This is a genomic window from Paenarthrobacter sp. NPDC091711 (genome assembly GCF_044756605.1).
Lineage (GTDB): Bacteria > Actinomycetota > Actinomycetes > Actinomycetales > Micrococcaceae > Arthrobacter.
On the sequence record NZ_JBIVTF010000029.1, the window covers coordinates 1 to 10,621 of the forward strand.

Sequence of the window (10,621 nt, forward strand, 5' to 3'; positions counted from 1 at the left end):
GACAGACCCCGCCAACGATTCGACTTCTGCACCCCCAATGAGATGATCAGAACCTTCCTGTTGCGATAACCGCTAGAAACCGCCCGCTGAGAACGGCCTGATCTGCTACCTACTTGGGCAAGGACGCGTGCAAGGGCTCGGCGGCTATGCTTACTCAACCTTCGTTTCAAGCTCCTGGATGGTGCCGGACACGAAGCGGTCGATCTCATGGACCTGCGCGGCCAGTTCGTCCAAATGGTCTGCGTTCGGCAGGAGCCTGATGCTGATTTCCAACTCCGTTGCCAGGCGGTTCATGCAGATGGCGCCCACCATGTGGCTGGAGGTCTTCAGGCTCAGGACAGCGTCCATGGCGTCGTCAATGTCCAGCTTTTCCAGCGCGCGGTGGAGCCGGCCCACCCGCCACGGCAGAAGCTCCACATAATTGCGCACGAAGGTGTTGATAATGGCATGGTCGCCGCCAAGCTCGGCTTGGAGTTCGGTGAGGACGGTGCGATCCACCAGGGCATCGGTGCACTCGTCGTACTCGGACACCAAACCCCTCCTGCCTCCAAACAATAGATTCACGATTCAACAGTAGGACCCGTGGAACTGCCGCAACGCCATAAATCCAAAGATTGATCCAATCTTGAGCGGACTCAGAGGCACTCTTGATCCAGCCCCCACAAAGTAGTTAAAAGCAGATCTGGGTGTGTCCAGGCTGAATCAGGGAACGGGGATCAACGTGGACAGTGCTGCTCGCCCCTCGCTGGGCCTTATGGTCATCATCGTGGTCTGCATGACGGTCCTGCTGGGCATTGGAGGGTCAGCTGCCTTCTCGCTGTGGCAGCAGAGTTCCCACACCACTGTCACCGATCAAGCAGTCAACTCCGCACCCACCACCGCCGCACCCTAGCCCACGCCTTGATTCAGTCCGCTGCGGATTCCAGAAATGCCGTCAGCCTGTCCCCAAGAACGGACTTGTCCTTGAGCTGGCACTCCCACACGGTGTACACCTGCCAGCCGTCAGCTTCCAACTGTTCCCGCTGCAGTGCGTCCCTTTCGCGGGTCCGTGTTCTCTTGGCTTCCCAAAACTCCGCATTTGCTGCCGGAGCACGCTGCCCGGCTGTGCAGTCGTGGAAGTGCCAGAAGCAGCCATTGACGAAAATGACCTTGCGCCGCCCCGCGAACACCAGATCCGGGCGGCCCGGCAGTTTTCTTGCGCCCGACTGTCCGTGCAACCGGTACCGGTAGCCCTTCGCGTGCAGGAGCTTACGGACCAGCAGCTCAGGTTTGGTGTCCTTTCCGCGGATTTTTGACATGTTGCGGCTACGTTGCTCCCGCGTCAGAAGGTCCCGGCTCTCGGCCATGCATCCAGCCTACCCAGGGAGTTTTTGTACAGATACCGCCCTTATGATGCGCTTTGAGGGGCGGAATCTGTACAAAAACTCGTCAAGCCGTGGCGGGAACACTCCGCGGTCCATCCCAAAGGCGTGACCTGCACTTTCATGCGCCGGCGGCACTGCGGGCAAAAGCGCGGCGGCTCCATCGCCAGGTGCTGTTGGCAGCTATGGTGAGCGTCCGACGTCGGGCCCTCACCGTCGGTGCCGAAAGCGCCGCCGGCGGTGCCGTCAGTGCGACCACCGCCGCAGTGACCGCAGAACTGCTGTGACACCGCAGCGTTCACAGCGACTTCTGGAATTCCTTGATGGGCATATTCAGCTCCACCAGGAGATTGAGGTCGGCGTTGGCGGGTCGGCCCAACGTGGTGAGGTAGTTGCCCACAATGACGGCGTTGATGCCACCGAGGAGACCCTCGCGGGTACCGAGGTCGCCGAGGGTCAGTTCACGGCCGCCGGCGTACCGGAGGACGGTGCGCGGCATGGCGAGCCGGAACGCGGCGATGGCGCGGAGGGCGTCCTTGCCGTCCATGATTCCTTGGTTTTCCAAGGGCGTGCCAGGGCGGGGGTTCAGGAAGTTCAGCGGGACCTCGTGCGGTTCCAGGGCAGCGAGTTGTGCGGCCAGCTCTGCCCGCTGCGCCAGCGATTCGCCCATTCCGATCAGGGCACCGCAGCACAGTTCCATGCCGGCGGCCTTGATCATGGCGCAGGTTTCCAGGCGTTCTTCGTAGCTGTGGGTGGTCACTACCTCGGGGAAGTAGCTGCGCGCCGTTTCCAGGTTGTGGTTGTACCGGTGCACGCCCCATTCGGCCAGCTGGTCCACTTGGCGTTGCGTGAGCATGCCGAGCGAACAGGCAATGTTGATGTCCACTTCCTCATTGATGCGGTCGATCGCGAACTTGATCTGGTTCATGAGCTTGATGTCGGGCCCGCGCACGGCTGCGACGATGCAGAACTCCGTGGCTCCGGTGGCAGCGGTTTCCTTGGCCGCCTTAACGAGTTCGGGGATGTCCAGCCAGACGCCCCGAACGGGGGAGTCGAACAGGCCGGACTGGCTGCAGAAATGGCAGTCTTCGGGGCAGCCACCGGTCTTGATGGAGATGATGCCTTCCACCTCAACGTCCTCACCACAGTGCTCAAGGCGGACTTCATGGGCTAGTTGCAGTGCTGCGGGGATGGCGTCGTTGGGAAGCTCAAGGACCTCGATGAGTTGTGCCTCGTTCAATCCCTCTCCGCGTCCGAGGACTTGCTCTCGGGCGGTGTCCAGGATGGCATAGGCAGATGTTTCCCGGGTTCCCCGGTGTGCTTGGGTGCTCATGTCCTTGACGGTATCGGTGCAGGTGGAGAGCGATTTTGTGGGGTGCGCACAAACCGCGGAGCTGGATTTTGGTGCTGGCCGCGCGGGGCGGCTGATACAGAAGTTACAGCTGTGAAACATGGACGTGACTGAATTGACGCGTCGCGTTACTAGCGTCGTGGGCGAGGCACCCTCCCCGGACGAAAGCGACCACGAATGAGTGAGAACAAGACGAGTACCGCAACATTGGAGCCGACGACGGCGGCTGGAACCGCCGTCGGGACCGCCGGCTCCGTTTCAACGGAGCAAGGCAACGCAGATGCAATGAGCGCCGCCAAGGAGAGCCTGGAGGATTACACCCTCCGGTTCGCCCCGCGTTCCTACCGGAAGTGGAGCGCCGGGGTGGTGGCCACCAGTGCCCTGGGCGGCATCGCGTACCTGGCCGACTTCTCCATCGGCGCGAACATCGGCATCGCGTACGGAACGGTGAATGCGATTTTTGGCATCATCGTTGCCGCAGTGATCATCTTCGCCACCGGCTTCCCCTTGGCTTATTACGCGGCCCGCTACAACATCGATCTTGACCTGATCACGCGTGGCTCGGGCTTTGGCTATTACGGTTCAGTGGTCACCAACATCATCTTTGCCACGTTCACGTTCATCTTCTTCGCCCTCGAAGGCTCCATCATGGCCCAAGGCCTGCAGCTGGGCCTGGGCATTCCGCAGTGGATCGGGTACGCGGTATCCACCATCATCATCATTCCGCTGGTGATTTACGGAATGAAGACGCTCGCTACTTTGCAGGTGTGGACCACGCCCCTGTGGCTGCTGCTCATGGTGGTTCCGGTGGGATACCTGCTCCTGTCCCACCCCGAAAGCATCGATGCCTTCTTCGCCTTCACCGGTGCATCCGGCGAGGGTGGCCCCAACCTGGCCTCCGTCATGCTGGCCGCCGGCGTCTGCCTGTCCCTCATGGCGCAGATCGCCGAGCAAATCGACTACCTCCGCTTCATGCCGCCCAAGACCGCCGAAAACAAGGGTGCCTGGTGGCGCGCAGTGATCCTCGCCGGACCGGGCTGGGTCATCTTCGGGGCCATCAAGCAGATCATTGGCCTGTTCATCGCCATCTACCTCATCGCCAAGCTCGACCCCGCAGCTGCTTCTTCCGCGAATGAACCGGTGCACCAGTTCCTGGGCGTCTACGAAGAGATGATGCCGGCCTGGCTCGCCATGACCTTGGCTGTGGTGCTGGTGGTCATTTCTCAGATCAAGATCAACGTCACCAACGCTTACTCCGGCTCGCTGGCCTGGACCAACTCCTTCACGCGCATCACCAAGACCTACCCGGGCCGCATGGTGTTTGTTGTGGTCAACCTGGTGATCGCGCTGATCCTCATGGAGTCCAATATGTTCGAGTTCCTGAACACCATCCTGGGCTTCTACGCCAACTGCGCCATGGCCTGGGTTGTCACCGTGGCCTCGGACATCGCCATCAACAAGTACCTGCTGAAGATCTCGCCCAAGGTTCCTGAGTTCCGGCGCGGGATGCTCTACGCAGTGAACCCGGTGGGCTTTGTGTCCATGTTGGTCTCGGCAGGGGTTTCCATCGCGGTGTTCTTCGGAGCGTTCGGTGCAGCCGTCCAGCCGTTCTCACCGATCTTCGCTGTGGGTCTGGCCTTGGTGCTGCCGCCCGTGTTGGCTTTGGCCACCAAGGGCCGGTACTACCTGCGCCGCACCGACGACGGCATTGACCTGCCCATGTTCGACGCCGACGGCAACCCCAGCGACGCCAAGCTCCTCTGCCACGTCACCGGCCTCGAGTTCGAACGCCCGGACATGCTCCGGTCAGGTCACGACGGGCCCGACGGGGAACCCCAGTACATCTCGTCCCTCGCCTTGTCCACGGACAAGTCGGGCGAGCTGGTGCTCCCGGCCCAGAAGTAGCCCCGCTGACCCAACTGAGTCGCAGATCAGGTCGTTCTGAGAGCTCACAACGACCTCATCTGCTACCTACTTGGGTACGCAAACGCCCCGGCTTCCCATCAGGGGAGCCGGGGCATTGTGCTGTGTGGTTAGTGCTGTGGGGCTTACTTGTCGAAGGCGTCCTTCGCGGCGTCCTTGACGTTCTCGCCCGCCTGCTTGGTCTTGGCAGCCGCCTGATCAGCGACGCCTTCGGCCTGCAGTTTCTCGTTGTTCGTGGCGTCTCCCAAGGCTTCCTTCGCCTTGCCGGAAACTTCCTGGGCCTTGTTGCTGATTTTGTCTCCGAGTCCCATGCGATCTCCTTCGATGTAATCCAACACTGACAATTGCTAGGCTAACGAGCAATTCTGGGTACTTCCTGAATGCCGACCGAGCACTCATTCCCGGAGAAAGTCAGCCTGCTTAGACTGAGCCCATGGTTCAGGACGATGCCCGCGAAGAAGCAGAACAATCCACCGAGCTTGATGAGGACATTGCCTTGTCCTTGGCCACCACAGTACTCACGGGCGCCGAGGAAGCTGAGGACGAGGACCCGGATCCCCGGACGAAATACCCGTCCGGGGAATTCGAGCCGCAGACCCAGGATTACCCGGGCTGGACCGAGGCCATGAATCCCAGGCCGGATCACGGCGAGCAAAGCTATGTGGGGCATAACCGCATGCTGGGCAGGCGGACCTTGATTACCGGCGGGGACAGCGGGATCGGAAAAGCCGTGGCCATTGCCTTCGCCCGCGAAGGGGCGGATGTTGCCTTTACGTACCTGCCCGAAGAAGAGCGGGACGCCGAGCACACGGTCCAGCTGATTGAGGACGCCGGGGGCAGGGCCCTCGCCTTTCCCGGGGACTTGCGGGATGAAGAATTCTGCCAGGAGGTCATCGCCAGGACCGTTGCCGGATTTGGCGGCTTGAACGTCCTGGTGAACAACGCCGGTTTTCACATGACCACCAGGCATGGGCTGCAGGACCTCGATTCCGAGCAGTTCGACCGGACCTTCAAGACCAACGTTTATGCCCTCTTTTGGCTCACCAAAGCCGCCATCCCTCACCTGCAGCCCGGTGCTGCGATCATCAACACCTCGTCCATCCAGGGCTACCACCCCAGTCCTTCGCTGATCGACTACGCGGCTACCAAAGCAGCAATCAACAGCATGACGTTTTCCTTGGCGGAGTCGCTGGGACCAAAGGGCATAAGGGTCAATGCGGTTGCCCCCGGACCAGTGTGGACGCCACTTCAGCCACCCAGCCAGCCGGAGGAGAAGATCCGGGCGTTCGGGCAGGACACCCCGCTGGGCCGTGCGGGGCAACCCGCCGAACTTGCCGGCACTTACGTGCTGCTTGCCAGTGAAGATTCCAGCTACATCTCCGGTTCGATCATTGGCGTAACCGGCGGCAAGCATCTGGCCTGACCTGCTGTGAAGTGAGATCAGTGAAGTGAGGTCAGGGCTTGAGGACCACCTTGATGCAGCCGTCCTGCTTCTTCTGGAACTTCTCATACAGTGCCGGTGCCTCATCAAGGGAGCCGGTGTGGGTGACCAGATGCATGACTCCCAGCGGATCGGCGTCGTCCTCTACCAAGGGGAGCAGTTGGTCAGTCCAGTTACGCACATTGCATTGCCCCATCCGTAGCTGGATTTGTTTGTCGAACATGGTCATGAGGGGCATGGGATCTGCCTGGCCGCCGTACACGCCGCTCAGGGAGATGGTCCCGCCACGTCGCACCAAGTCCACGGCGGTGTGAAGCGCGGCAAGCCGGTCAACGCTCATGGTTTCCATGGCGGCCTGCGCCGGCTTGTCCGGGAGCAGCGAGACCGCCCGGTGAAGGAAAGATGCCACCGGGGATCCATGAGCTTCCATGCCGACTGCATCCACCACGGAGTCGGGGCCGCGGCCCAGTGTCTGCTCGCGGATCTGCTCGGCCACATGGGAGCTGTAGTCCATGGTCTCTACGCCATGGGCCTCCGCCATCGCTCGGCGCTCCGGTACCGGGTCCACACCGATCACGCGGAAGCCCTTGTGGACGCCTATCCTTGCAGCGAACTGGCCCACGGGGCCGAGCCCGAGCACGGTCAAGGTGCCACCGTCCGGTACGTTCGCGTACTCCACCGCCTGCCATGCCGTGGGCAGGATGTCCGAGAGGAACAAGTAGCGCTCGTCCGGGGCATCGGAATCGACTTTGACGGGGCCGTAATCCGCGAAGGGAACGCGCAGATACTGAGCCTGTCCGCCGGGAACGGAGCCATAAAGTTCGGAGTAGCCGAAGAGCGCTGCCCCTGACCCCTTGGTTGTCACTTGAGTGGTTTCGCATTGCGATTGAAGGCCCTGGTTGCACATGTAGCAATGACCGCAGGAGATATTGAACGGCACCACCACCCGGTCGCCCTTTTTCAGCCGATGGACTTCAGAGCCCACTTCCTCCACGATTCCCATGGGTTCGTGACCAATCACATCGCCCTTATGCATGTAGGGGCCAAGGACTTCATAGAGGTGAAGGTCGGAGCCGCAAATGGCTGTGGAGGTAATCCGGACAATCGCATCCGTGGGTTCCAGGATGAAGGGATCGGGGACGTCTTCGACGCTGAGTGAGCGCCGGCCTTGCCATGTCACTGCTTTCACGATTGATGCTCCCTGCGTTACGGCTGGGTAGGTCCCTCGCTGCTGGAGACCTTCCCAGCGAAGCAGAGATGGCATCTGCGCACAAGGCCGCAGGCCCTTAACGCCGACGGCGATGAACAGCGGGCGGGAGCGCCACGAAGCCACTGGAGGCTGAAAGTAATAAGCACCCTGATTACTAGTGTTAAGATGGAGGAGGGAGAGAGTTTTCGGGCAGAGCTGACCGAGGAGTGATCGCGTTGTCCATCATGAAGAATCCGCTGGTTTCCGGAGGCGTGTCGCATTTACCTCCCAAGGCGCTCAGCTGCGGCCGCTGCGGGTCAAATGATCGCCTGAAGCTGGAAACTATCGAATCCATCGAACCGCATGCAGGCGAATTGGCCGTCTGGGTGTCCTACACGTGCCAGGCCTGCGAGGCATCCTATGCTCACAGCGCGCCGTTCCGAGACGTTGCCGCAGTCCTCAACCGAAGCGGAAACGGGTCCGGCCTGCTCCAATTCGGCGGACAGTATTTTCACTGCGGCGAGCCCATGGCCTTCGCCGAATCCTCGGCCCGCAGCGTTTATGCGCCCATGACCACCGAAGACGTGGACGACGGACTGCTCGATGTTTACCTGAAGACCCGTGTCATCCAGTGCAGGTGCGGCTTCCGGATGGAGCTGCCCGTCTGAGAACACGTCGTCTTGAGGACACCTGAGGGCGCGACATCTACGCAATCTCAGGGACCAAGGATTTCACGTACTAAACCCAACGCGGGCCACGAGCGGCGCCCACTCAAGCCGCTCACCAGGGAGGTAACGCACATGGATACAGGAACACTGGTACTGATCATCGTGCTGGCCGTCGTCGTCATCGCCGTTGTGATCGTCGCAATTGTCATCGGGCGACGCAAAAAAGCCGAAGTCAACCGCCATCGGGCCGAGGAGTTGCGCGAGAAGGCGGCCGAGGAAGCCATCGGCGCTCACCAAGCCAAAGCCGAGGCAGCCCAGGCCGAGGCCGCCGCGCTACAGGCAGAAGTTGAGGCTAACCGGCTCCGCAGGCAAGCGGAACAGCACGCGAACAAAGCAGGAGAAGCCCACGAGCGCGTCGAGGAACATCTTCGTCACGCCGACAAGCTGGATCCGAACTCGCACCCCGACCGCTCGCACGACGCCGACCGCTCGCGTGACGCTGACCGCTCGCGTGACGCTGAGGGCGCGCATGGCGCGGAAGGTCCGCGCGATGCGCAGCGTGCTGACGCTGACCGCGATCGGTCAAACATTGCCGAGGGGGAGCGGCTCACCCGCGACCGCAGCGGCCGTGACGGCACCCCTCGTGAAGGTGACAGGAAATTGTAGGTTCAGGGAAGACCGGAGGTAGGGAAGTGAGTATCGTGGTGAGGCGGACAGGTCAAGCGATGCGCTCTACTGGATCGAAGCCGAATCGGCATGCGGTAGACGTGGTGTTGGGGCACTTGGGCGAGATCGGCCCCGCCGTGGCGGCCCTGCGCCGGGAGTCGTCGCGGCTTGCTGAGTGGGGCGAAGAGTTGGCCCGTGTCCGGTTGCGTGGCGGCACCGTCTTCGCCGCCGGCAGTGACGGCTCTTCGCATGAAGCGCAGAGGTTCACATCGGAGCTGAATGCCCACGATCCCGTGGATGGTGCCGGTTTCAAAGCCATCTCCATCACCAAAGCCGTTGCCGGCTCGAACGGCTCCACCGGAAGTATGGGTGCTCAGATATCCAGCCAGGTGCGCCGGGGTGACATCGTGGTCCTGCTCGCTGCGAAGGGCATCACCGAGGACCTCCGGGAGGCTGCCGCGGCCGCTAAGTCAAAAGGTGCGCTGGTTTGGGCGCTTACGGGCAAGGAATCCAAGGACCTCGCGCAGTCGGTGAACGAGTCAATCTGCATCGACACAGATCCTCCTCACGCCGAGGAAGCCCATCTCGTGGCGGTGTTGGCGCTGTGCGAGTGCTTCGAGGATGCCCTGAAATACGTCAATCCGGAGTGAGGCCTGGCATCACTTTGCCGTGTGATGTCCGCCTCCTCCGGAATAGTTGCAGACGCCATGCAGTTGCCCAAGGTGAACCTGATTCATTCTGAAAGGAACTGCGCATGCTGTTTTCCCCTCTGGCCCTCGGCGAGCTTGAACTTTCCAACCGACTGGTGATGGCGCCCCTGACGCGCCTCCGTGCAGGGGAGAACGGCGTGCCGGGTTCGTTGATCGCTGAGCATTACCGGCAGCGGGCCTCCCTTGGGCTGATCGTCAGCGAAGGAACCTATCCGACGCCTGCGGGCCGGTCGTACCCGGGGCAGCCCGGTCTGGTCACCGAGGAGCAAATCGCAGGCTGGAAGAAAGTCACCGACGCTGTTCACGCTGAGGGTGGCCGCATCTTCGCGCAGATCATGCACGGCGGCCGCGTTTCGCACGCGGACATCACCGGCGGACACGAGATTGTGGGCCCCAGCGCCGTAGCCATCGATGGTGAGGTTCGCACTCCCAACGGCAAGCAGCCGTACCCGGTTCCGCGTGAACTCCGTACCGACGAACTTCCGGGTGTTATCCAGGACCTCGTCACTGCTTCCAAGAATGCGATCGAGGCAGGATTCGACGGCGTTGAACTCCACTCCGCCAACGGTTACCTGCTGCACGAATTCCTTGCGCCGAACTCGAACGTCCGTACGGATAGCTATGGTGGATCGCCGGAGAACCGCGCCCGGTTCGTGATTGAGACCGTCAACGCCGTGGTGGAGGCACTCGGTGCCAACCGCGTCGGTATCCGGATTTCCCCCGAGCACAACGTGCAGGGAATAGCTGAAACCGACGCCGCCGACGTCCGCGCAACCTACGAAGTGTTGGTGGAGACCATCGCTCCGCTGAACCTGGCCTACTTGAGCATCCTCCACCACGATCCCAAGAGCGCCCTGGTGCAGGATCTCCGCGAGCGATTCAACGGCATTTTCCTGGTAAACACCGGCTTCAGCGAGATCACCACCCGCGATGAAGCTTTTGCCATCATCGAAGACGGACTGGCAGACGCCGTGGTGGTGGGTCGCCCCGCCATCGCCAACCCGGACCTCGCCCGCCGCTGGCGCGAAAGCCTGCCGCTCAACGAGCCGGACGCTTCCACGTTCTACGCCGACGGCGCCGAGGGTTACACCGACTACCCGTTCTACGCCAACTAACGCACAGCACCCCAAGCAAGACCACGACGTCGGCACCTACGCCAGGGTGCCGACGTCGTGGTTTAACGTGTGGCCACCCAACTGGCTGGCAGTAGTGGTTGCTCTGAGCGCGCTGAATCATGCGGTGATCGCAACACCTGAATATTGAAGGGTGTCGATTGCCATGGTGAAGTTCACGAATCGTTTGGTCGCTGAGG

General features: G+C 61.7%; 12 protein-coding genes. 7 read left to right on the top strand and 5 right to left on the bottom strand.

What is annotated here, in order from left to right:
- Positions 1–150: 150 nt before the first annotated feature.
- Complete coding sequence (locus tag ACIQH5_RS22270; protein WP_400407786.1) at positions 151–531, bottom strand: Hpt domain-containing protein; 381 nt, start codon at positions 529–531, stop codon at positions 151–153.
- A 157-nt stretch (positions 532–688) separates the two neighbouring features.
- Between ACIQH5_RS22270 and ACIQH5_RS22275 the strand changes: the two genes are divergently transcribed.
- The gene (locus ACIQH5_RS22275) at positions 689–892 is read left to right on the top strand and encodes a hypothetical protein (RefSeq protein WP_400407788.1); all 204 of its coding nucleotides are present in this window, start codon (positions 689–691) and stop codon (positions 890–892) included.
- A 13-nt stretch (positions 893–905) separates the two neighbouring features.
- On the opposite strand, the gene ACIQH5_RS22280 is transcribed toward ACIQH5_RS22275, so the two are convergent.
- Both ACIQH5_RS22280 and bioB read right to left on the bottom strand, forming a co-directional pair.
- Complete coding sequence (locus ACIQH5_RS22280; protein WP_400407790.1) at positions 906–1,346, bottom strand: very short patch repair endonuclease; 441 nt, start codon at positions 1,344–1,346, stop codon at positions 906–908.
- A gap of 313 nt (positions 1,347–1,659) precedes the next feature.
- Entirely contained in the window at positions 1,660–2,694 is a 1,035-nt protein-coding gene (gene bioB / locus ACIQH5_RS22285; RefSeq protein ID WP_400407792.1) for a biotin synthase BioB, read from the bottom strand.
- A gap of 195 nt (positions 2,695–2,889) precedes the next feature.
- Between bioB and ACIQH5_RS22290 the strand changes: the two genes are divergently transcribed.
- The gene (locus ACIQH5_RS22290) at positions 2,890–4,617 is read left to right on the top strand and encodes a purine-cytosine permease family protein (protein ID WP_400407794.1); all 1,728 of its coding nucleotides are present in this window, start codon (positions 2,890–2,892) and stop codon (positions 4,615–4,617) included.
- 143 nt (positions 4,618–4,760) lie between these two features.
- On the opposite strand, the gene ACIQH5_RS22295 is transcribed toward ACIQH5_RS22290, so the two are convergent.
- Complete coding sequence (locus tag ACIQH5_RS22295) at positions 4,761–4,946, bottom strand: CsbD family protein (RefSeq protein WP_089593984.1); 186 nt, start codon at positions 4,944–4,946, stop codon at positions 4,761–4,763.
- A 122-nt stretch (positions 4,947–5,068) separates the two neighbouring features.
- Between ACIQH5_RS22295 and ACIQH5_RS22300 the strand changes: the two genes are divergently transcribed.
- On the top strand, positions 5,069–6,058 hold the full coding sequence (locus tag ACIQH5_RS22300) for an SDR family oxidoreductase (protein WP_400407797.1): 990 nt from the start codon (positions 5,069–5,071) through the stop codon (positions 6,056–6,058).
- Between the two features lie 31 nt (positions 6,059–6,089).
- On the opposite strand, the gene ACIQH5_RS22305 is transcribed toward ACIQH5_RS22300, so the two are convergent.
- Complete coding sequence (locus ACIQH5_RS22305) at positions 6,090–7,265, bottom strand: zinc-dependent alcohol dehydrogenase (RefSeq protein WP_400407800.1); 1,176 nt, start codon at positions 7,263–7,265, stop codon at positions 6,090–6,092.
- A gap of 245 nt (positions 7,266–7,510) precedes the next feature.
- Between ACIQH5_RS22305 and ACIQH5_RS22310 the strand changes: the two genes are divergently transcribed.
- The 4 genes from ACIQH5_RS22310 (at position 7,511) to ACIQH5_RS22325 (ending at position 10,424) form a co-directional block, all read left to right on the top strand.
- A complete protein-coding gene (locus ACIQH5_RS22310) occupies positions 7,511–7,933 on the top strand; it encodes a hypothetical protein (protein ID WP_400407809.1) in 423 nt (140 codons plus the stop codon).
- 132 nt (positions 7,934–8,065) lie between these two features.
- Complete coding sequence (locus ACIQH5_RS22315; RefSeq protein WP_400407802.1) at positions 8,066–8,599, top strand: hypothetical protein; 534 nt, start codon at positions 8,066–8,068, stop codon at positions 8,597–8,599.
- Between the two features lie 59 nt (positions 8,600–8,658).
- Positions 8,659–9,249: an SIS domain-containing protein gene (locus ACIQH5_RS22320; RefSeq protein WP_400407805.1), complete on the top strand. Its 591-nt coding sequence runs from the start codon at positions 8,659–8,661 to the stop codon at positions 9,247–9,249.
- Positions 9,250–9,353: 104 nt separating this feature from the next.
- Positions 9,354–10,424 carry an alkene reductase gene (locus ACIQH5_RS22325; protein ID WP_400407807.1) on the top strand — a complete coding sequence of 357 codons (1,071 nt, stop codon included), beginning with the start codon at positions 9,354–9,356 and terminating at the stop codon, positions 10,422–10,424.
- Positions 10,425–10,621: the final 197 nt, after the last annotated feature.